Source organism: Sorangium sp. So ce1036, from assembly GCF_051369805.1.
Taxonomy (GTDB): domain Bacteria; phylum Myxococcota_A; class Polyangia; order Polyangiales; family Polyangiaceae; genus Sorangium; species Sorangium cellulosum_F.
The window spans coordinates 234075-255351 of sequence record NZ_JBBMOX010000002.1 but is presented as its reverse complement, the minus strand read 5'-3'; the positions used below and the strand labels follow the sequence as shown (position 1 = coordinate 255351).

16 protein-coding genes are annotated in these 21277 nt (G+C 74.1%); 10 read left to right on the top strand and 6 right to left on the bottom strand.

The features are described from left to right. Positions 1 to 216: 216 nt before the first annotated feature. Both WMF31_RS38165 and WMF31_RS38160 read left to right on the top strand, forming a co-directional pair. Positions 217 to 1767, top strand: a complete 1551-nt coding sequence (locus WMF31_RS38165) for a serine/threonine-protein kinase (RefSeq protein ID WP_436607581.1) — start codon at positions 217 to 219, stop codon at positions 1765 to 1767. 26 nt (positions 1768 to 1793) lie between these two features. Then, complete coding sequence (locus tag WMF31_RS38160) at positions 1794 to 2450, top strand: ABC transporter ATP-binding protein (RefSeq protein ID WP_436606810.1); 657 nt, start codon at positions 1794 to 1796, stop codon at positions 2448 to 2450. A gap of 50 nt (positions 2451 to 2500) precedes the next feature. Here the strand turns inward: WMF31_RS38160 and WMF31_RS38155 are convergent, their stop codons facing one another. The 4 genes from WMF31_RS38155 to zapA form a co-directional block, all read right to left on the bottom strand. Next, the gene (locus WMF31_RS38155; protein ID WP_436606809.1) at positions 2501 to 3268 is read right to left on the bottom strand and encodes an NAD-dependent deacylase; all 768 of its coding nucleotides are present in this window, start codon (positions 3266 to 3268) and stop codon (positions 2501 to 2503) included. 775 nt (positions 3269 to 4043) lie between these two features. Beyond that, entirely contained in the window at positions 4044 to 4697 is a 654-nt protein-coding gene (gene bioD, locus WMF31_RS38150; RefSeq protein WP_436606808.1) for a dethiobiotin synthase, read from the bottom strand. A 38-nt stretch (positions 4698 to 4735) separates the two neighbouring features. After that, the gene (locus WMF31_RS38145) at positions 4736 to 5848 is read right to left on the bottom strand and encodes an aminotransferase class I/II-fold pyridoxal phosphate-dependent enzyme (protein ID WP_436606807.1); all 1113 of its coding nucleotides are present in this window, start codon (positions 5846 to 5848) and stop codon (positions 4736 to 4738) included. A 121-nt stretch (positions 5849 to 5969) separates the two neighbouring features. Next, positions 5970 to 6299 carry a cell division protein ZapA gene (zapA, locus tag WMF31_RS38140; RefSeq protein ID WP_129354941.1) on the bottom strand — a complete coding sequence of 110 codons (330 nt, stop codon included), beginning with the start codon at positions 6297 to 6299 and terminating at the stop codon, positions 5970 to 5972. Between the two features lie 338 nt (positions 6300 to 6637). Between zapA and WMF31_RS38135 the strand changes: the two genes are divergently transcribed. Further along, positions 6638 to 7276: a hypothetical protein gene (locus WMF31_RS38135; protein WP_436606806.1), complete on the top strand. Its 639-nt coding sequence runs from the start codon at positions 6638 to 6640 to the stop codon at positions 7274 to 7276. 7 nt (positions 7277 to 7283) lie between these two features. Here the strand turns inward: WMF31_RS38135 and WMF31_RS38130 are convergent, their stop codons facing one another. Beyond that, entirely contained in the window at positions 7284 to 8069 is a 786-nt protein-coding gene (locus tag WMF31_RS38130) for a hypothetical protein (protein WP_436606805.1), read from the bottom strand. A 249-nt stretch (positions 8070 to 8318) separates the two neighbouring features. Here WMF31_RS38130 and WMF31_RS38125 point away from each other — a divergent pair, with 249 nt between their 5' ends. The 7 genes from WMF31_RS38125 to WMF31_RS38095 all read left to right on the top strand — a co-directional run bounded on the left by WMF31_RS38125 (position 8319) and on the right by WMF31_RS38095 (position 19699). Then, the gene (locus WMF31_RS38125) at positions 8319 to 8657 is read left to right on the top strand and encodes a DUF167 domain-containing protein (RefSeq protein WP_436606804.1); all 339 of its coding nucleotides are present in this window, start codon (positions 8319 to 8321) and stop codon (positions 8655 to 8657) included. After that, on the top strand, positions 8654 to 9451 hold the full coding sequence (dapF, locus tag WMF31_RS38120) for a diaminopimelate epimerase (RefSeq protein WP_436606803.1): 798 nt from the start codon (positions 8654 to 8656) through the stop codon (positions 9449 to 9451). Before WMF31_RS38125 ends, dapF begins: the two co-directional genes overlap by 4 nt. Continuing rightward, a complete protein-coding gene (locus WMF31_RS38115) occupies positions 9448 to 11397 on the top strand; it encodes a diguanylate cyclase domain-containing protein (protein WP_436606802.1) in 1950 nt (649 codons plus the stop codon). Before dapF ends, WMF31_RS38115 begins: the two co-directional genes overlap by 4 nt. Positions 11398 to 11427: 30 nt before the next feature. Beyond that, positions 11428 to 13059: a DUF4388 domain-containing protein gene (locus WMF31_RS38110; RefSeq protein ID WP_436606801.1), complete on the top strand. Its 1632-nt coding sequence runs from the start codon at positions 11428 to 11430 to the stop codon at positions 13057 to 13059. Positions 13060 to 13338: 279 nt separating this feature from the next. Beyond that, the gene (ald, locus tag WMF31_RS38105) at positions 13339 to 14451 is read left to right on the top strand and encodes an alanine dehydrogenase (RefSeq protein ID WP_129354927.1); all 1113 of its coding nucleotides are present in this window, start codon (positions 13339 to 13341) and stop codon (positions 14449 to 14451) included. Between the two features lie 21 nt (positions 14452 to 14472). Continuing rightward, positions 14473 to 15561 (top strand): isocitrate/isopropylmalate dehydrogenase family protein, encoded by a 1089-nt coding sequence (locus tag WMF31_RS38100; RefSeq protein WP_436606800.1) that lies wholly within the window; start codon positions 14473 to 14475, stop codon positions 15559 to 15561. 409 nt (positions 15562 to 15970) lie between these two features. Next, a complete protein-coding gene (locus tag WMF31_RS38095; protein ID WP_436606799.1) occupies positions 15971 to 19699 on the top strand; it encodes a response regulator in 3729 nt (1242 codons plus the stop codon). A gap of 93 nt (positions 19700 to 19792) precedes the next feature. Here WMF31_RS38095 and WMF31_RS38090 read toward each other — a convergent pair whose 3' ends face one another. Further along, on the bottom strand, positions 19793 to 20479 hold the full coding sequence (locus WMF31_RS38090) for a hypothetical protein (protein WP_129354921.1): 687 nt from the start codon (positions 20477 to 20479) through the stop codon (positions 19793 to 19795). Positions 20480 to 21277 lie beyond the last annotated feature (798 nt).

The window sequence follows — 21277 nt, the reverse complement described above, 5'->3', positions numbered from 1 at the left end:
GCCGTGCTCAGGGGTAGGAGAACAGGGGAGAGCCGGCCGGTGGCGTTTCTCCCCCGGGTTGCCCCCAGGGATCCCGGGGGGGTTCTCCCCAGGATTCCCACGAGGGGCTCGGCCCTGGGGGCGACCGGGCGCGTCGACGATCCGCCGGGTGGATGCGCTGTGCAGTTCCGAGCGGCTTCCGGATGGAGTATTGCAAAATGTACGGACTTGAGTTCGGTGCGGTGCATCCACTGCGGTAACCACCACGACGCCGCGGCGATCGTGTGTCCGGCGACCGGGCTGGTGCTCGAGTCCGCCGCGGATCCGCCGTCGCGCGCGGGCCTGCGGGCCGCGATGGCGCCGGCCTCGATCCCGCGGCCGGCGGCGTTGCCGCCGAGGCCGTCGGCGCCGCTGTCGCGGGGGCCGTCGCGCGCGGAGCCGTCCTCCTCGGCGCGTCGCAGCAGCGCGTCGCTGTCGCGTCCGGATCACCGCGCGCCGACGACGAGCGCGTCGCGCCCGCCCGCGTCGCGCTCGTCGTCGGCGCGCGCGTTCGCGGGGGCGATGGCGTGGCCGGGCGACGGTCCGGGCCACACGTCCTCGGGGCGCTCGCTGCTCGGCCACGTGATCGGCGACAAGTACGGGGTCACCGCCATCATCGGCGAGGGCGGCATGGGCGCGGTCTACGAGGCGGAGCACCTCGAGATCGGCCGCCTGGTCGCGGTCAAGGTGATGCACCCGAGGGAGACCCAGCGGCGCGAGGCCGTCTCGAGGCTGGAGCACGAGGCGCGCATCGCCGGCCGGATCGGCCACCCGAACATCTGCGAGGTCTACGACATGGGGCGGCTCCCGGACGGCAGCCCCTACCTCGTGATGGAGCGCCTCCACGGGGAGACGCTCGCGCAGCGCATCGCGCGCTGCGGGGCCGTGCCTCCGTACGATCTCGTGGACATCATGCTCCAGGTGCTGTCGGCGCTGGTCACGGCGCACGAGCGGGGGATCGTCCACCGGGACCTGAAGCCGGAGAACATCTTCCTGTCCGAGCGCGCGGGCATGCTGCCGGTGGCAAAGTTACTGGATTTCGGCATTTCACAGGCCTCGGACGTGGATGGAATGGCGCTGGATCTGACCCGGACCGGCATGGTGATGGGTACGCCATATTACATGGCGCCGGAGCAGGCCCGGGGCGATCTGGAGCTGGATCACCGGCTCGATCTCTGGGCGGTCGGCGTGATTCTGTACGAGGCGCTGACCGGGCAGCGCCCGTTCGTGGCGCACAACTACAACGCGCTGCTCGTGCAGATCCTCACCCTCTGGCACCGCCCGGTGACCGAGCTCGATCCGACGATTCCGTCCGGCCTTTCGCGTCTGGTGGACCGGGCGCTGGCGAAGGAGCGGGAGGAGCGGTTCCAGAGCGCGCGGGAGTTCCAGGAAGCGCTGCGACGGTTCCGGAGCCAGGCGCCGGTCGCGCGGAGGCGCGGTCCGGAACGCCTCGCGGTGCGGAGCCTCGTCGAGGAGCAGAGCGAGGATGGGACGATGCTGTTCGCGCGGGTTGGCGGGATCGATGAGGCGGGCGATCCGGGGCGGGTCGTCGTGGCGGACGCGCCACCCCGGGACGGGGATGACGAGGTGGAGGATCGGCCGACGATCCCGTCGCTGGATCCGCTCCCGGGGGGTGCCGAGCTCGTCGACGATTCCGAGGCGACGGTCGTCGATCCACCCCCGTTCCCGGAGGACATGACCACCCTGATCCACGGGGAGAGCCATGTGCGGGGCGGCGACCAGAGCTGACGGAGCGGCGTCGGCGCAGGAGTGAGATGAGCGCTGGAGGTACGATCGAGCGGGTGGTTGCGCGCGGCGTCGTGAAGACGTACGGCACGACGGCGGCGCTGCGCGGGGTGAACGCGACCATCGAGGCGGGGCGGCTGACGCTGATCGAGGGCGCGAACGGGTCGGGCAAATCGACGCTGCTCGGTATCCTGGGCACGGTGGTCCGTCCCACGTCGGGCACGGTTGTCTACGAGCCGCTGGGGGAGGACGCCGGGCAGGTCCGCGGCGCGATCGGCTGGCTCTCGCACGAGTCGCTGGCCTATCCGGACCTCACCGGCCGGCAGAACATCGAGCTGGCGGCCAGCTTCCACGGCCTCGACGCCACGGAGGCGTGGCGGCAGGCGGAGGAGCGCTTCGAGCTGGGGAGCTTCGCGTTGCGGCCGCTCCGCACGTGCTCGCGCGGCCAGCGGCAGCGCATCGCGCTGGCGCGCGCGCTGGTTCACGAGCCTTCGCTGGTGCTGCTGGACGAGCCGACCACCGGACTGGACCGATCGGGGGTGGCGCGTCTGCTCACGGTGGTCGATGCGGAGGTGAGCCGTGGGGCCGCGGTCGTGGTGGTGTCCCACGAGCCGGAGGTCTTCCGGAGTCGCGCGGCGGCCCGCCTGACGCTGGAGCGGGGACGCGCCGTCAGCGACGCGGTCTGAGCGTTGCGGGGTGGTGGCCTTGGCTGGTTACTTCGTGCCCGCCGCGATCCTCACTTCGTGCCCGCCGCGATCCTCGCCAGGATCGCCGTGAGCGCCTCCACCGCCGGCATCGCCAGGCGCACCTTCACCAGGCGCGAGATCGAGGTCTCGTCCGGGTTGATCTCGAGGGTGCCCCACCCCTCGGTCGCCGCGAGGGTGACCGGCTGGGTGATGTAGGGGAACAGGCTGGAGGTCCCGATGGAGACCACCACGTCGAAGCCCCGGGCGAGCTCCTTGTGCAGGAGCGCGAGCTTCTCCGGCGGGAGCATCTCGCCGAAGAGCACCACGTCGGGGCGGAGCACCGCGCCGCAGCGCGGGCAGCGCGGGCAGGGCGAGAGGGCCGCGTAGTCGGCGACGCGCTCCTCGTGGGGGCAGGCGGCGCAGAGGATGCGGTGGAGGTCGCCGTGGATGTCGATGACGTTGCGGGAGCCGGCGTCGCGGTGGAACCCGTCGACGTTCTGGGTGAGCACCCAGCAGCGGTCCAGGTGGCGCTCGAGGTGGGCCAGCGCCGCGTGGGCGGGGTTGAAGCGGGCGCCGCGGCAGGCCTGCTCGATCTGGTGGATGTACTTCCAGGTGAGCTCGGGGCGCCGCTGGAACATCGGCCCGGAGAGCACCTCCTCGATCTCCACGCCCTCCTCGGTGAGCCTGTCGCCGTAGAGGCCGCCGATGCCGCGGTAGGTGGGCACGCCCGAGGCGGCGGAGATGCCGGCGCCCGTGATGAAGAGCGCGGACCGGGTGCGACCAAGGAGATCGGCGGCCTGCTCGAGGGGGGAGCTCATCAGCGCCCCAGCGTAGCACCGCCGCGATCCGGACAGCGCTGCAGGGCGGCTCCCCCGCGTTGCTGGTGCAGCTCCGCGGCGCTCTTCAGGCACCAGCGTCCGGTGGGCCGAGCTCAGGAAGCGGCGAAGTCGCGTACCTGGATGGTCTTCCCATGGGTTGCTCACCTCCGAGACTCGCATTGCGGCGAGCCCCTGCTGTGGCTCGCCCCGGCGGCCAGAATGCTTGCTCCGCGAGGTGGGGAAGGTCCGTGCTGCTCGGGTCCTGGAGATATGCCCAGGCGCGCCCCCTCGCCGCGCGCCGGATGGCCCGGCAAGAACTCCAGCGCTGCCTATCACTGCCTACTGTGGGAAGTTGCCCCGGACCAGCAGAAGAACCGCCGTGGCGCCAACGACGCCAAGAAGAGAGGGGAACGGTTGTCCCTCCATTTTTCCCGTCCACTTCCCTGGTTTCTTGGCGCCCTTGGCGTCATGGCGGTTCGTCTCTCGGCCCGACTTCCCGCAGTAGCGCTACCGAACCGCGGACCCAGAGCACGCGGATCCCAGACCACTCGGCCCAAGCAATCGGGCTCGCGGAGCACGGATGGCGCATCGCCGGTTGCGCGCCCTGCGGATTCCGCGTGCGCATTGCCCGACGCGACCCCCGGTGGTGCGGCCCTTTGAGGGCTCACCTCCAGGGCCTGCGTTCCGACGAGCCCCTTCGTGGCTCGCCTGGACTTCCGCCCCTCCGGTGAGCACCCCAAACGCGACCACCACCCCGGTGAGGGCTGGCCGAAGATCAGAGGCCCAGCCGCGACAGCGCGACCAGCGCCGCCGCGAGCGCGTCCGGCGCATCCGGCGCGCCACGCGGCATGAGCACCGCGCCGGACGCGATGCCGAGCACCTCGAGCTCCCCGACGTTGGTCCCGGCCGACGCGTCGGACACGGCGGGCGGATTGAGCACCACCACCGGCGACGGCACCTCCGGCACCTGGGTCCGCAGGGCCAGCAGGCAGGCCGCGACCTCGTGAAGGATGCCGAGCCGGTCCAGGCCGACCAGAACAACGGCCTCGGGACGCAGCGCGCGCACGAGGTCCGCGTTGGTCAGTCCGGGCCCGAGCGGCGACAGGAGCGCGCCGGCGGTCTCGACGACCAGGATGGGCGCCTCGTGCCGGTCGACCCACGCGGTGGCGACCTCCAGCGCGATCGCGCGATCGTGGCGACGGGCAGCGAGGTGAGGGGAGACCGGCTCGACGAAGCGATACGGCGCGACCTCCGGTCGCACCGAGCTGACGCGCGCGAGCCGATCGGCGTCGCTCGCCGAGCTGCCGTCTACCCCCGATTCGATCGGCTTCAGGCCGGAGACCGCCTCGCCGCGAGCTGCCAGGGCGGCGACCAGCGCGACCGCAACGTGGGTCTTGCCGACCTCCGTCCCCGTTCCCACGACGGCCACCCGGCGTTGCCCTGTTTCACGTGAAACAGCACTGCGCCTCATCGCACGGCCCTCCGGAAGCTTGCGAGGGCACGCTCCACGTCGGACTCGGAGAGCGACGCGCTGGCCGTGATCCGGAGGCGGGACGTGCCGGCTGGCACCGTCGGCGGCCGGATGGCCTGGACGACCACGCCCTCGCGGCCGAGGCGCCGCGACATGGCCATGGCGGCACCGGGCGACTCCAGGATCCACGGAAGGATCGGGCCCGAGGCGCTTGGCGGCAGCTGGGCTCCCAGCGCGCGCAGCCCCGAGCGGAGCCGATCCGCCGTCCGCCGCAGGCGGGCTCGACCCGCATCGTCCGCAGCCGCGCGGCGGACGCGATCCATCGCGGCGAGCGCCACCGCCGGACTGATGCCGGTCGAGAACACGAAGCTCCTGGCGCGGTTCCACAGGTAGGTCCGCAAGGTCGAGGAGCCCGCGACGAAGGCGCCGTGAAGCCCCAGCGACTTTCCGAGGGTGCCGACCACGACGTCGGGGCGCACGCCGGCCTCGGCGCACAGGCCCGCGCCGCGCGGCCCCGAGATGCCGAGCGCGTGCGCCTCGTCCACCATCAGCGCGGCGTCGTGACGATCGCAGAGGGCGCGCAGGCCGCGGAGGTCGGGCGTGTCGCCATCCATGCTGAAGAGCGACTCGGTCACGACCCACCGGCGGCGAGCGCCCTGGGCGCGGACCAGCGCCCGCTCGACCGCCTCGACGTCGAGATGCGGGACGACCTCGATCGTCGCCCCCGAGAGACGGCAGCCGTCGATGAGCGACGCGTGGTTCAGGGCGTCCGATACGATCACGTCCCCCGGCCGGGCAAGGGCGGCCAGGGTCCCCACGTTGGCGGCGTAGCCCGACGAGAACAGCAGCGCCGCCTCGACGCCGAGCCAGGTCGCGAGCTCCCTCTCGGCCATCAGGTGGGCCTCGTGGGTGCCGCTCACGAGGCGGGACGCCCCCGCGCCGCTCGCCGAACCATCCCCCGACGGAAAGGGGAGCGCGGCATAACCAAGGTAATCGTTGGAGCACAGCACCAGCATCCCGGCCGGGGCCGCCGCGGCGGGGGGCACGCGCAGAAGCCCGGCGCGCTCCAGCTCGGAGAGCTCCTCCTGGAGATGGCGGAGGGCGTTCACGCCGTCCGGGGTTGGGCTTGGGGGGAAGTGACCGTCATCCACAGGTGCGGGCATGCCATCCATCTCCGGTGAGCAGCAGGGCCGGGCGTGCGTCGGCCGGCCCCGTGCGAGAACGCTCGGATCAGGGCGACCCGTTGTTCGCGTCGCCAGCCGAGGTCGCCGGCGCTCCGGCGCCGAGCGCCGCGTCCACCCGTTGCAGGATCCGGCCAAACGCATCCCGTGCGCGCCCGGCGATCGCGGCTGCCCGGGATCGTTCCTGTTCCAGGTCGTGGGCGAGCGCCATGGCGGCGAGCAACATCGCCTGGGGCGTGACCGCGCGCCCGGCGGGCACGACGGCCGCGAGCTTCTGATCGACCACGGCGGCCAGCCGCTGGAGCTCCTCGTCGCTCGCGGAGGTCACCACGCGGTAGGTCTGCCCCCCCACCCGTAGTTGCACCGTGCGCCGCGCCATCGCGCCGGACGCTACCACGAACCCCACCCGACGCGCAGGCCGGCTTGCACCCCAGGGAGGGCGCGGTGGGGGTGCGGCGCGCCGGCGGCCCACCTCCGGGATTTGCGTTCCGGCGAGCCCCTTTTGTGGCTCACCTGAACTTCAGCCCCTCCGGCGGGCCCCCGGCACGCCGCACCCCCACCGCGCCCTCTGCACGCCACCTCGGCGCAACGCCAGCTCCCGGAGACCTCGCTGCACCGCGGCTCGACCGCACCCACCGCGGCTCGACCGCACCCACCGCGGCTCGACCGCACAATTCGGGCACGCTCCCCGGCGGCGCCCTGTACCATCCCACGACCATGGCAACGGCGCGCCACCCCGCTGTGTTGATGGCCGCGCTCCTGGGGATCGTCCTCGCGCCCCGCACGGTCCACGCCGAGCCCCAGGCCAGCGCAGGCGTCACCCTCGGCGTGGCCGGAGCCGGCGTCGAGCGGCGCTTCTGGGACTCGACCCTCTTTCACGCCGGGCTGCGGGGCGATGTCCTCTTCGGCCGCACCGGGAACGACGACCTCGGCGCCGGACCGTACGCCGAGCTGCTCACCCACGGGTTCGACGACCTCCAGGTCGGCGCGGGCGTCTCCGCGCTCGCCCCGATCCTGGACTCGTTCCCTCTGATCCTGTCCACGGGGATCTACGGCCGCTGGAGCGACGCCCACGGGCTGGAACCTGGCGTCGCCGCCGCCCTCTTCTGGGGCGCCCGCAGCCACAACTTCCACGCGCCCTACGGCATGAGCACCGGGGTGCAGGCCCAGATGCGGCTCGGCCTCGGCGCCTCGAAGGAGACCGCGATCGTCCTCGCGGCCCAGCTCGATGTCGCCCTCCTGGGCCTTCCGTTCGTCTTCCTGATCAACGCCATCAAGGGGCCGTCCTCCGAGGCGGCCCCGGTGCGCCGAACCGAACCGGCGCCGCGACCGCGCGCCGATCCAGGGCCCCGGTGAGGGCGCGCTACAGCCCGAAGGTCGCGAGATGGTCGCGGCAGGTGTTGCTCAGGGTGCGGCAGTCCACCGCGCCGACCTGGCCGGGGCAGGACGTCACGAGCTCCTTGTCCACGTCCCCGCAGTCCACTCTCTCCGCCTCGGCCTTCTCCGGATCGCAGCACCCAGGCGGGTCCGTGTTGATGCACGCGCTGCAGTTGAAGCAGACCTGGATCGGGTAGGACCACTCCGCGGTCTCGACCTCCTGGCCGCCGAGCGTCCTGCCCCGCACCAGCACCGTGCTGATCACCTCGACAGGACGGCCCGACGCCCTCGCCTGGTCGCGCAGCACGTCCATCGTGGCGCCGTCGATCAGGAGGACCTCGGTGCAGTTGTACCCGGCCTCGTCGGAGCTGCCGGGATCGACGATGCCCGTGACCGGAACCACGTACCCCGACGCGCCGTCCGCGCCCTCCACGGGGTTGCCCGCGATGTCGGTGATGCGCACCTCCGCCTCGTAGAGCTGCACCCGCGACGTCTCGGTGCGGAGCACGTCGGAGTCGCCGCGCCGCACGATCTGGTTGCCCACGAGGAGCGTGGCGCTGTGGCTGGTCCTGTAGGCGGAGTCGACCGAGTCCGCCGTCCAGAACTCCTCGTCCGGGCTGCACGTCACCGTGCAGTCCCCGGTCCGCGCCATCCGCATGCGGACGAACAGGCTGCTCTCGTTGTCCGCGCACGCGGACGCCAGCAGGCCGCCCGCCGCCGTGAGCATCGCGAGCGCGCACAACCGCCTCGCGAGGCCGGACGTTGCGTTCACGGACCCTTCTCCTCGATCAGTCATGCAAACGGCCTCCACCGCGGAAGTGAGCACCAGCGGCGACCCTTGGAAACCGCCAGCGCGAGTCGCCCCCCGCCCGGTCTGCTGCGCGAGCCCTGCCGCGACCCGACGAAAAGAGTAGCGGGTCCGCGCGCCGGGCGGCAAATTCGCGGTGGCCGCCCGGCGACGCCGCCTCGCCTCGCGGAATCCACGCGTGAGCTCCAGATACGCTACGATGCCGACGGCGAAATGAGCAAACCCGAGGAGAGCGGCGTCGTCGGCGCGTGGAGCCGCCTCGCCATCACCGAACGCGCGGAAGGTGTCCGCATCTCGGTCCAGGTGCGCCCGAGATCGTCGCGCTCGGCCATCCTCGGCGTGCGCGAGGGAGCGCTCGACGTCTCGCTGACCTCACCGCCCGTCGACGGCGCGGCGAACGCGGAGCTCGTCAAGCTGCTCGCCCGCGCGCTCGTGGTGCGCCAGAGCGACGTCGAGATCGCCGTCGGCGCGAGCGGCAGGAGCAAGGTCGTCGCCGTCCGGGGGCTCAAGGAGGCCGAGGCGCGAGAGCGGCTCGCCGGGGCGAAACGATGAGCAACCACGTCGTCCGGTTCGAGAAGTGGGAAGGTCTTGGCAACGACTTCATCCTCGTCGAGGCGGCCCAGATGACCGCCGAGGCCGCGCGGCGCCTCTGCGACCGGCGGTTCGGCATCGGCGCCGACGGCGTGCTGGTCATCGACCGCGAGCGGCCGCGGATGCAGGTCTGGAACGCCGACGGGAGCCGCCCCGAGATGTGCGGCAACGGGCTCCGCTGCGTCGCGGCCTACCTCGTCTCCCGGGGGGCCCCCCGGAAGGCGATCTCCATCGAGACCGACGCGGGCGAGAAGCGGTGCGAGGTCACGCGGGCCGGCGACCGCTTCGACGTGCTCGTCGGCATGGGCCGCGCCCGCATGGGCGAGCCGCTCGTGGTCGCCGCGCTCGGCGCCGAGCACCGGTTCGCGACCGTCGACGTCGGCAACCCGCACGCGGTGACGTTCGAGCCCACCGCCGAGGACGACATCGATCGGCTCGGCCCGATCGTGGCCACGACGCCGGCGGCGGGCATCAACGTCGAGTTCTGCCGCGTGCGGCCGGCCGCGCCCGGCGAGGCGGCGTGCATCGACGTGACCGTCTGGGAGCGCGGGGTGGGCCGCACGCTGGCGTGCGGCACGGGCGCCGTCGCCGTCGCCGCCGCGGCCTGCGTGGAGGGGCGCGCCCCGTACGGGGCGCCGATCCGCGTGGTGCTGCCGGGCGGCTCGCTGCGCGTCACCGTCGCCGAAGGGTCGCTGGAGCTCTCCATGCAGGGCCCGGCGCGCCGGGTGTTCTCGGGCGAGGTGGTGATCGCGTGACCGCCTCACCCGAGGGGGTCTGGAGCCCGAGCCGGGCGCCGGTCCACGAGATCTCGCTCAAGGTGCTCGCGGTCATCGCCGACGAGGCGACCCACACGCTGTTCTCGCGGGTCATCACGTCGGACCAGCTGATGCTCGCGCGCGACCTCGCCGACGGGATCGCGCTCGCCGAGACCGGCGCGCCCGACGTCGCCTTCATCGACGTGGGGCTCGGCGACGGGGCCGGGCTCGCCATGGTGCATCACCTCAAGGCCCTCGCGCCCGACGCGACGGTCTTCGCGCTGACCACGCGGGCGGCGCTCGAGGCGGGCGCCCACGCCGTCGCGCTCGGCGGCGCCGGGCTGTTCCTCCTGCCGCTCGGCGGCGACGAGCTTCTGAACGCCGTCGGCGCCGTGCGGGGGCGGTTCGCGGAGCGGGCCCTCCGGGTGCAGCTCGAGCAGGAGTCGGCGCGCAGCGCGCGCGCGGCCGGGTGGATCGCCCGCGTGGCCGAGCTCGCCGACGCACGGGACCGCAACGCCGCGGCCCAGCAGCTCGCCGAGCTGTTCGTCGAGGCGACCGGCGCCGCGGCGGCCGCGGTGTTCCTCGCCGTCGGCGAGAGGTCGAGCGAGCTGGCCCGCGCCGCGGTGACCGGCCCGCTCGACCGCGCCCCGGCCTACGGGACCGAGACGGACATCCTCGATTTCGCGCGGCGGGAGCAGCTCGTCGTCGTCCCGCTCGCCCTCCGCAGGCTCTCCGTCGGGCACCTCCTCCTGCAGAAGGAGCCCGGCCGCAGCTCCGCGTTCCCGTCGGTCCGGCGCCCCGACAGCAGCGCCTCCACCTCGCGCCGCGCCCCGCTCCTCGACGGCCTGGTCAAGCTGCTCGCCACGCAGGCGACGACGGCGCTCGCCCTGCTCGGCGAGCGCGAGCGCTCGACCGGCGGCGCCGTGATGAAGGATCCGGCGTCGAGCGCCTACTCGTTCGCCTACTACGTCGACGTCGCCGGCCGCGAGATCGACAAGGCCAGGCGGTATGGCCGGCGGTTCACCATCGCGACGATCGTCATCGAGCCCGAGGTGTCGGCCGCGCCGGAGCGCCCGGGCGACCTCGCCTTCTGGCGGGCCGCGCCGGCGCAGCCCGCGGGGGGCCTCCACCCTGGTCCGATCGCCGCCTTCACCGGCGGCCTCCACCCCGGTCAGGCCCAGGGCGGCCTCCACCCCGGTCAGGTCGCCGAGCACCTGCTCCGCGCCGTGCGCGACACGGACATCCTGGCCCGCGTCGAGGAGAACGAGTTCCACCTGCTCATGCCCGAGACGGCGGGGCTGGAGGCCCACGCGTGCCACCGCCGGATGCTCTCCCGCCTCGCCGGCAGCGAGAAGCGGGCGGGGTACCTGCCCAAGGGGTTGCTCGTCGGGGTCGCCACGTTCCCGCACGACGGACAGAGCCTCGCGCAGCTGCTCCGCATCGCCCGCCGCCGCGCCGACGCCACCAAGGCCTCCATCGTCCACCGCATCCCCCAGGACCTCCGGAGCGTGGGCGAGATCTTCAGCCTGCTCGTGCGCGAGGCCCCGATCGCCGATGATCCGTCCGCGATCTCGGCGCCGCGCGCCCTGGAGCTCTCCGTCGCCGACACGGTCCTGCTCGCGGCCTCGGTGGTCAAGAACGCGCTCCGCGGGGGCGCGGTGTTCATCATGGTGGCTCACCATGACGGCCTCAGCCTGGGCGCCGAGGTCCGGGCGCTGCTCGGCGCGCCGCGCGAGGACGTGGTGCTGCACGCCCTCGACCTCCGCTCCTCGCCGGGCTGCGACGACATCGAGGCGCTCTGCGTGCTGGCGGAGCACGGCGCCTATGCCCTGGTCGGCCGGAACCAGGGCGGCCTCGTTCGGGGGATTCACGCGGCCGATCCGCTGCTCGCAGACTTCCTCGCCGAGCGGATCGGCCGCGCGGCCGGGCTGCGGGTCTTCGGCTGATTCGGAGGGCCCGATCCAGTGTCTCGCAGGGTGCTGCTGGTTGATTCGGACGTGGACGCGCTCGGCGCGCTCGCGTCGGCGCTCAGGGCGCGTGGTCTCACGGTGACCAACGCGAACGGCGCGTTCGAGGCCGTGGAGCAGGCGTTCAAGCGCCGCCCCGATGTCGTGCTCGCCGCCAGGGCGATCGACGAGGACAGCGCGCTCGCCGACGCGTTCGCCGCCGTCCCGGAGCTCGCCGACACGCCGATCCTGTTCCTCGTCGACGGCGCCGAGGGCGAGCTCGGCCCCGACGACCTCCTGCGCAGCGACGTCGACCGCATCGTCTCGCGCATCACCGAGGCGTCCCCGCGCGGCTCCAGGCCCACCGCCCCGCAGGAGATCCGCGGCGATCTCCAGCAGGTGCCGCTCGTCGACCTGCTGCAGTTGCTCGCGATGAACCGGCGGAGCGGCGTCCTCGGCATCACGACGCCGTCGGGCGCCGGCGAGCTCCGGCTCTCGGCCGGCGAGGTGATCGACGCCGTCTACCGCCGCCTCGAGGGGGAGAAGGCGCTCTACCGGCTGCTCGGCGAGCGCGACGGCCAGTTCGCGTTCTCGCCCGGCGAGCCGGTGAGCGTGCGCCGCATCATGGCGCCGACGTCGCGGCTGCTGATGGAGGCGATCCACCAGGTCGACGAGGTGAGGCGCCGGCGAGCCGAGCTCGCCCCGGGCGGCGAGGCCTTCCTGCTGACCGAGCCGGCGAGCGACGAACCCGACCTGCCCCCGCTGTCCCCGCTGCCGCGCAGCGCGGCCTGGAGCGCGGTCGTGGCCGCCGGCGAGCCCGCGGTGGACGGCGAGGCGAGCGCCGCGACGTTGCTGCTGCCCGCGCCAGGCCCCACGCCGCTGGCCGAGGGCGCGCCGGCGGGGAGCCGGCGAGGCTCCATGCCGCCCCCGCCCACGCTCCGCGCCGCGGGGCCGGGCTCGGCGAGGCCGCAGGGGACGCAGCCCTCGACGGCCCCGCCTCCGTCGCTGGCCGAGCCGGCGGCGCGCTCGGTCGTGGCCGCGAAGATCACGGCGCTGCTCCAGATGCCGCACAACCTCGACGAGCTGCTCGACGAGATCAACGCGCCGGATCTCCTGATCCTCGAGGTGCTGATGGAGCTCACCGCGTCCGGGAAGGTCCGTCCGATCTCGCTCGCCGACCTCACGACGCCGTTCGCGCCGCCGGAGCATTTCGCCGTCCTCCGGTCGCTCGTGACGCGCCTGTCGCGGCCGGGGTTCGCGCCGCCGCCGCACCTGGTCATCGCCGCGAGCGCGCGCCGCATGGCCATGCTGTCCCACGCCGTCCGCCGCATCGCCGACGCCGTGCTCCCCGCCGAGCCGCCGCCGCGCGCGCCGCTGCCGAGGCCGCTCGGGGTGATCCGGCTGGGCGACGGCGTCGAGCTCGCCCTTCTGGGCCTCCCCGCCGACGAAGGCTTCGCCCCCACCTGGCCCCTCGCCCTGCACGGCGCGTCCGTGGTCGTCCGCCTCGGCGACGCCGGAAAGGACGCGCTGGCCGCGCACTGCGAGGCGCTGGAGCTCCAGCTCATCGACGCGGAGGCCGTGATGGGCCCGCTCGATCTCGCCTCTCCCGGTCAGATCGCCCTCCTCGTGCGCGCGGCGCTGGAGACCGCCGCGGGCGTGTGAGCTGCGCGGCCACGGGGGGTGGCGTCGTTCGGGGTGCTCCCCTCCGGGGCCTGCATTCCGGCGGGCCTCTCTCGTGGCCCGCCTACACTCCAGCCCCTCCGGTGAGCATCCCGAACGAGGCCACCCCCCGGTCACGGACACCCGATCGGAACGGAATTCCCGGCTTCTCCCGCACGGAAACCGCGCTGGCTCCGCTGCGTGCAGCGTGACGGCGGTCACTTTCTGCTATCGTCGTATGGGCCTCATTTCGGAAGTCCTGCGAGGCCGAGGAGCGCAAACGTGCTTGTCGGAGTCCCCAGGGAGATCAAGACACGTGAGTACCGCGTCGGCATGACGCCGGCCGGGGTCCGGGCCCTGGTGGGGCACGGGCACAAGGTCCTCGTGGAGTCCGGCGCCGGCGAGGGCAGCGGGCTGACCGACGAGGCGTACCAGCGCGCGGGCGCCCAGATCGTGAAATCGGCGGCGGAAGCGTGGAGCGCCGAGCTGGTCGTCAAGGTGAAGGAGCCGCTCCCCTCCGAGTACGGCCATTTTCGCCCGGGTCTCCTCCTCTATACGTACCTGCACCTCGCGGCCGAGCCCGACCTCACCCGGGAGCTGGTGAAGCGCGGCGTGACCGGCATCGCGTACGAGACGATCCAGCTCGAGGACGGCTCGCTGCCGCTGCTCCGGCCGATGAGCGAGGTGGCCGGCCGGATGGCGGTGCAGGTCGGCGCCTCGTGCCTCGAGAAGGAGCGGGGCGGCAAGGGGGTGCTCCTCGGCGGCGTGCCCGGGACGCGGCGCGGCCGCGTGGTGATCCTCGGCGGCGGCGTGGTCGGGCGGAACGCGGCGACCATCGCGGTCGGGATGGGGGCGCAGGTCACCGTGCTCGACGTGCGCGCCGAGACGATGAGCTACCTCGAGGACGTCTTCGGGGGCGCGATCGAGACGCTCTACTCCAACGCGGAGAACATCGAGACGATGTGCGAGCGCGCCGATCTCGTGATCGGCGCGGTGCTCGTGCCCGGCGCCAAGGCGCCCCTGCTCGTGACCGAGGAGCACCTCCGCCGCATGGAGAAGGGGACGGTCGTGGTCGACGTCGCCGTGGACCAGGGGGGCTGCATCGCGACCTGCCGCCCGACGACGCACGACAACCCCACCTACGAGGTGCACGGCGTCGTGCACTACTGCGTCTCCAACATGCCCGGCGCGGTCTCGCACACGAGCACCTGGGCGCTCACGAACACGACGATCGGCTACGCGGTGGCGATCGCCAACCGCGGCATCCTCGCCGCCGCCCGGGCGGACCGGGCGGTGGCGCTCGGCATCAACACCCACGCCGGGCAGCTGACCTGCGGACCCGTCGCGGCGGCGCACCGGATGGAGTACGTGCCGATCGAGCGCGCGCTCGGCTGACCCGGAGCGCGCGACAGCACCGTGGCGGCAGGCAAGAGCAAGAAGAAGAAGATCGCGATCATCGGCGGCGACGGCATCGGTCCGTCCGTCACCCTGGAGGCCAGGCTCCTGCTCGAGCTTTATCAGTCTCGAGCCGGGCTGCCGATCGACCTCTGGGAGCTCGACCTCGGCGCGGACAGGTACCTGCGCGACGGGACGACGTTCCCGAACCAGATCCAGGTCGCGATCCAGCGCGAGTGCTCGGCCGTGCTCCTCGGCGCGCTCGGCGATCCCCGCGTGCCGAACCTCGAGCACGCGCGCGACATCCTCTTCGGCATGCGCTTCGGGTACGACCTCTACGCCAACGTGCGGCCCGTGCGGGCGCTGTCGGACCGGCTCGTCCCGCTCAAGGGCCGGACGGCGAAGGACATCGACTTCGTCGTCTTCCGCGAGAACACCGAGGGCATCTACGTCGGCATGGGCGGGCAGTTCAAGCGCGGCACGCCGGACGAGGTCGCGATCAACGAGGACGTGAACACGCGGAAGGGCGTCGAGCGGATCATCCGCGCGGCGTTCGACTATGCGCGGTCGAACCGGCGGACGCGGGTGACGATGGCGGACAAATCCAACGCCATGCGGCACGCGCACGAGCTGTGGCTGCGCGTCTTCCACGAGGTGCGCGCGGAGTACCCGGAGATCCAGGCGAACCACGTCTATGTGGACGCGCTGTGCCTGTACCTCATCCAGGATCCGTCGCAGTTCCAGGTGATCGTGACGAACAACCTGTTCGGCGACATCGTGACCGATCTCGGGGCGGCGCTGCAGGGCGGGCTCGGGATGGCCGCGAGCGCGAACGTGCACGCGTCGGATGCGGGGCGGGTGGCGCTGTTCGAGCCGGTGCACGGCTCGGCGCCGCCGCTCGCCGGCAAGGACGTGGCGAACCCGTTCGCGGCGATGCTCACGGCCGGGCTGATGCTCGCCCATTTGGGGTGGCCCGAGGAGGAGCGCCGCATCGAGCGCTGGGTCTCCCAGGCGCTCGACCAGGGGATGTGCACGGTCGACGTCGGGGGCCAGCTCGGGACGCGGGCTGCTGCGGCCTGGGTGCGCGAGAAGATCGCCGCGGAGCTGTGATCGCGGCGCCCTTGAGCGCCCGCGGGGGGTGGGGCGGGCGGTGGGGGCTCACCTCCGGGGCTTGCGTTCCGGCGAGCCCCTGTCGTGGCTCGCCGTAACGAAGGCCCCTCCAGTGAGCCCCCACCGCCCGCCCCACCCCCCACGGGCGCCGCAACGCTTGTCCAGGAGGCCGTCGCAACCTGGGTCGCGCCCTCAACCTGGGTCGCGCCGTCGCAACCTGGGTCGCGCCGTCGCAACCTGGGTCGCGCCCTCAACCTGGGTCGCGCCGTCGCAACCTGGGTCGCGCCCTCAACCCGGGTCGCGCTGTCGCAACGTGGGTCGCGGCGGGCGGCCCTCATGTTTTGCCGAGAACTTAGCCGTCTGATCCGCCTGTGATACGGGACCGCCAATGGGCGTAGGATCGAGGGCGGTGGAGCACGCGAAGCCGCGGAGCGATGCAGTGGGCGAGGCTCGGCTCGAGCGGCTGGGCGGGGCGCGGGCCGAGTTCGTGGCGAACCTGGGACGCCGCGTGGCCGAGCTCCGCGCGATGATCCGGCGGATCGAGGCGGAGGACGATGCGCCGCGGCTCGTGGAGGAGCTGAAGCGACGCCTGCACTCGCTCGGCGCAGGAGCGCGCCTCCTGCGCTTCATCCGCGTCGCCGAGCGGATCGCCGAGGGGGAGTCGCAGATCCTCGGCGCGGGCGGCGCGCGCCTGAGCGGCGAGGCCATCGCGGCGCTGCGGAAGGTGCTCGAGGAGCTGCCCGCCCTCGCGTGGGGGCAGTCGGCCATGGGCGAGCAAGCGCCGACGCCGCGCGTGGACGTCGCGCCGCGCGCGCACGCCGCCGGCGCGAACGGCCAGAGCGCGACCCGGATCGCGGGCGCGAGCAGCGGGCTCGCGCTCGCGCCGCGCGCGGACGCCGAGGCCGAGGAGGCGAGCGCGCGGTCGACGTCGGCGCGCGGCGCGGAGGGCCACGCCGGGGCGCCGGAGCCCGCGACCCTCGACGCGCCGATCACGGTCCTCGTCGTGGGCGCCGCGCCGCTCGCCGCGGCGCTCGCGCCGGCCGTCGACGGCCTCGCGCCGGCCCTCGAGGTGGAGCGGACCGACGATCTGGACACGGCGCTGGAGCTCGCCCGGGCCTACGCGCCGGACGTGGTCCTGCTCGACGCGGATCTGCCGGGCGCGCGCGGGCTCGCCGAGGCGCTCGCCGAGGGGCCGCTGACCGAGCTGGTCCCGGTCGTCGTCATCGGCCGCTTCGAGCGGCCCGAGGACGCGGCGCCCTACGTGGCGCTCGGCGCCGCGCGCGCGCTCCCGAGGCCCGCCTCGCCCGACGCGCTCCGGCGCGCGGTCGCGGAGGCGGCGGCCACGTACGTGCGCCGCGAGATCGCGCGCGCGCCGCTCGGCGACGTGAGCCTCGACGAGCTCGGGGCGCGGCTCGCCGAGGAGCTGCGCCGGGGGCTGTGCGACGCCGCGGACCCGAGGAGCCGCGGCGCGCACGTGGATCTCGGCGACGGCGCGGAGGTCCTCGCGGCGCTCTGGGGCGCGGTCGCCCGCATCCGCGACCTCGTGACCATCCGCTCGCACGGCGACGTGCGGTTCTCGCCGAACGGCCCCGAGGGCGCGATGCCGCTCGCGCCGTGGATGGCCGCGCCGGCCGACGACCGCGAGCGCGCGCGGCAGCACAGCGAGATCCGCGCGAAGGCGCCGGCGCGCGGGGCCAGCGTGGCCGCCGCGGCGCTCGACGGCACGGCGCTCGGCGCGATGGACATCGTGGTCGCCGACGACGATCCGGCGGTGACGTGGTTCCTCGCCGGCGTGCTGCGGGCCGCGGGCGCGACCGTGCACGAGGCGCACGACGGCGAGCGGGCGCTCGACCTCGCGTACCAGACCACGCCCGACCTGGTCGTGAGCGACGTGCTCATGCCGCGCCTCGACGGCTTCGCCCTCTGCAGGGCGCTCAAGCGCGACGTGGCGCTGCGCGACGTGCCGGTCATCCTGCTGTCCTGGAAGGAGGATCTGCTCCAGCGGCTCCGCGAGCTCGGCGCCCAGGCCGACGGCTACCTCCGCAAGGAGGCGAGCGCCGCGGCGTTCGTGCAGCGGGTGCGCGAGGTCCTGCGCGGTCGCAAGCGCGTGGCCGAGCGCATCGCCGCCGGCGGCGAGGTGCGCGGTCGCCTGGACGGCATGACCACGCGGACGCTCCTGTCGCTCTCGTGCGCGCACCGGCCCGACGCCCTCGTGTCGGTGCGCGACGCCGCGTACCTGTACGAGGTGCTGATCCAGGGCGGCCGGCCCATGGGCGCGACACGGACGGCGCAGGACGGCACGTTCCACCGCGGCCCGTCGGTGCTCGCGGCGCTGCTCGGCGTCGGCTCCGGGCGCTTCGTGGTGGCGCCCGCGCCGGAGAGCGAGCTCGCCGCAGGGCCGCGCTCCGGCTTCGAGGGCACGCTCGCGGAGCAGCTCGTGCCCGCGATCGCGGCGGCCCGGGCCGCCCAGCGGCTCCTGCACGGGCCGTCGCTGATGCAGGTCGAGCGCGTCGTCCTCGATCTGGACGGCCTGGGCGCGACCGCCGACGCGACGCCCGAGCCGGCGCGGGCGCTGCTCAAGGAGCTCGCGCGCGGGGTCTCGCCGCGCTCGGTCATCACCGCGGGGGAGTTCGCCGCCAGCCTGGTCGAGGACGTGCTGAACGACGTGGCGGCGCGCGGCGGCGTGCGGCGCGTGATCAGCCGCGACGGCCAGGAGCTGCTCGCCCGCGCGGTGACCCGCGAGGAGGAGACCCTGCGCGGCGTGCGGCGCGCGCCGGAGCCGCCGGCTCCGGCCGGGGCGCTGCTGCCCGAGGTCGGCGGCGAGGCGGGCGGGGCTTCGCACGAGGCCGCCGAGGCCGCGGAGGCCGCCGAGGACCAGGTCACGGTGGTGCCCGGCTCCGTGGCGCCGGTCTCGGCCGCGCGCGCGTCGAGCTCCGGGGCGCCGATCTCGGGGACGCGCGCGCCGGGCTCCGCGGCGCCGAGCTCCGCGGTGCCGATCTCGGTGACGGTGATGGACGGCGAGGACGGCGAGGGCGAGGCGCTCGCGCCCGCCAGCGCGCGCGGGGGCGAGGCGGGGGCGCTCGGCAGCGCCCGCGTCCCGAGCGACCTCGCCGAGCTCCAGGGCGACGCGATCGGCGCGCGCGCGAGCTGGAGCACGCCCGGCCAGGCCGCGGCCCTGGCCGACGTGACGCCGGCGACGCCGGGCGTGGAGCCGGCGCCCCGCAAGCGGGACGACCGGGAGGCCACGCTGCCGGCGCTCGAGGCCCCGGAGCCCCCGCGGCTGCTCACGCTGGGCTCGCTGCCGCCGCCGCCCGTCGTGGAGGCGCCCGCGCCCGCGGCGGTCAGCGCGCCGCCCGCGGCGTTCGGCGCGCCGCCCGCGGCGTTCGGCGCGCCGCCCGCGGCGTTCGGCGCGCCGCCCGCGGCGTTCGGCGCGCCGCCCGCGGCGTTCGGCGCCCCGTCCGCGCCGGCGGCGCTGGTCGCCCCGCCCGCGCCGGCTCCCGCCCTCGAGGAATCGCCCACGCCGCGCCGGGTGCGGCGGCCGTCGGCCTATGCGCCGACGCCGCCCGCGCCTGCGCCGGCGCGCGACAACCGCACGGCGATGTGGATCCTGTTCGCGGTGGCGGCGTGCGTCTTCGCGGTGGGCGCGCGGCTGTCGCGCGAGCACGAGCTGCAGGGCGCGCCGCCGCCCGCCCCGTCGCCGAACCCGCCGGCCGTCGAGCCCGTGACCGCCGCCCCGCCGGGCGTGGCCACGACGCCGGGGGCGGTCACGATGTCGGGCGCGGCCGTGGTGCCCGCCGTCGCCGCGGCGCCGGGCGCGGACGCCGCGCCGGCCGGGGCTGCCGGCGGCCCGGTCGGCGAGACGCCCGCGAGCCCCGTGCTGCCGGAGGATCTGCCGCTCGCCACCACGGACAAGGTGCCCGAGGGGCAAGGCATGCTGGAGGTGATCGCCGGCGCGGGCGACACGCTCTACGTGGACGGCCGCAAGGTGGGCAAGGGGAGCGTCAAGCTGCCGCTCGCGCCGAAAGCAGACGCTTACGAGATCCGGGCGAAGCTGCGGGACGAGGAGCGGGTGCGCTTCGCCCTCGTCAAGGCCGGCCGCCTCACCCGGCTGCGCATCGCGCCCCCGTGGCGGCGCTGAGGGCCGAGCCGGCGAGGCGGCGCCGAGGGCCGAGCCGGCGAGGCGGCGCTGAGGCCGCGCCGGCGAGGCGGCGCGCGGCGCCGAGCGGACGCGCTACGCCGGTGGATTCTCGACGGCGGGGGCGGCCTTGCTCTTCCTGGTCCCCTGCGAGCCCTTCTTGAAGAACCGCCCCGGCCAGTCCTTCGGCAGCCGTCGCTCCTCCGCGCGCTGGATCAGCAGGCCGTAGCGCGTCCGCCGCGCGGCGTTGATGTCGTCCACGAACCGGACGATCTCCCGCACGCGCTGATCGGCGGTGGCGGCGGCGGCGCGCTGCCGCTCCTCGACCGCGACGTCGCCCCGGGCGATGTCCTCCTCGAGCCGCGCGCCGAGCGCCTGGAGGGCGGCCTCGCCCTCGCCCTTGAGCGACGCCGGCCACGCGCGCACGATCTCGAGCTCGCTCTCCAGCCCGAGGCGCACGATCTCGTGGCGGGCCTTCTTGAAGTAGCGCTTGCGCTGCGGCGCGTCCCGATCGCGGAAGGTCCGGAGCAGCTCGTTGTCGAGCTGGTCGATGGTGTCGTCGAGCAGGTCGTCCTCGGCGTCGACGCCCGCCTGCGCGACGATCTCGGCGCGCCACGCGCTCCGCTGTCCGGCGTTCACCTGGGCCCAGCGCTCCACGAGCGCGCCCGCCTCGGCGGCGAGGTCGCTGGCGTTCTTGTCCTTGAGCAGCCGCGCCTCCTCGTAGACCAGGACGCTCCAGATCTGGTCGAGGGAGTCGTCGTACTGGATGGTGTTGATGGCCATGGTTTCCCCTCTCGTTCTTCCTTCGAGCGCCGCCGGCGAAAGACCGGCGATCGTCGAGGATCGCGGAGGCTAAGAAGGGCGGGCGAGCTCGTCAATCGAGCGCGGCGGCGTCAGGAGCGATGTCGGCGGCAAAGCAAGCTTCCGACGCGGCGTCGGGAGCGATGTCGGCGACTGCAACGGCTTCCGACGTAGCGTCGGGAGGGACGTCGGTCGCTGCGCGGGCGTCCGCGGCGGCGTCGGGGGCGATGTCGGCGGCTGCAACGGCTTCCGACGCAGCGTCGGGGGCGATGTCGGCGGCTGCAACGGCTTCCGACGATGCAGGGGGGAGGACATGGCTCGCTGGCAAGCGAGCCGCGCCCCCCCTCGCACGCCCGCGCGAAAGCGCCGTCGACCCAGCACAACAACATGGTCGTGAACGTGGACGTGGTCGTGGTCGTGGTCGTCGACGACACACTCGTTGACGTGAACGTTCTGCCGAAACCTTGGTCGAAGATCGTCGCTGCCTCCGTGTGGAGCTCGTGGAACCTCGTGAGCTGCTGGAAAGGACGGTTCGATACTCACGAAGATGGCGCTGGCCGAGGTGAATCGTGGGCAATGAGAGCGGCGACTTCGGGCGACGTTCACGTTCACGACTGAGCCGTTGACGACCACGACCACGACCACGACCACGTTCACGTCGGTGAGGGCGGGGTTCGCCAGCAGCGGGCAGTGAACGGACGGGTAAGCGAAATCACGTGCGGGCCGACGACGACGGCCGCCCAGAAACCCCCGCTCGTGCGCCCAGGACTCCCGCTCGTG

What these genes read in the sequence shown, in the direction of transcription:
- WMF31_RS38125 (WP_436606804.1), top strand. Translation starts at nt 8,319, where the DNA reads ATGAGCAAACCCGAGGAGAGCGGCGTCGTCGGCGCGTGGAGCCGCCTC.
- WMF31_RS38160 (WP_436606810.1), top strand. Translation starts at nt 1,794, where the DNA reads ATGAGCGCTGGAGGTACGATCGAGCGGGTGGTTGCGCGCGGCGTCGTG.
- WMF31_RS38090 (WP_129354921.1), bottom strand. Translation starts at nt 20,479, where the DNA reads ATGGCCATCAACACCATCCAGTACGACGACTCCCTCGACCAGATCTGG.
- WMF31_RS38155 (WP_436606809.1), bottom strand. Translation starts at nt 3,268, where the DNA reads ATGAGCTCCCCCCTCGAGCAGGCCGCCGATCTCCTTGGTCGCACCCGG.
- dapF (WP_436606803.1), top strand. Translation starts at nt 8,654, where the DNA reads ATGAGCAACCACGTCGTCCGGTTCGAGAAGTGGGAAGGTCTTGGCAAC.
- zapA (WP_129354941.1), bottom strand. Translation starts at nt 6,299, where the DNA reads ATGGCGCGGCGCACGGTGCAACTACGGGTGGGGGGGCAGACCTACCGC.
- WMF31_RS38135 (WP_436606806.1), top strand. Translation starts at nt 6,638, where the DNA reads ATGGCAACGGCGCGCCACCCCGCTGTGTTGATGGCCGCGCTCCTGGGG.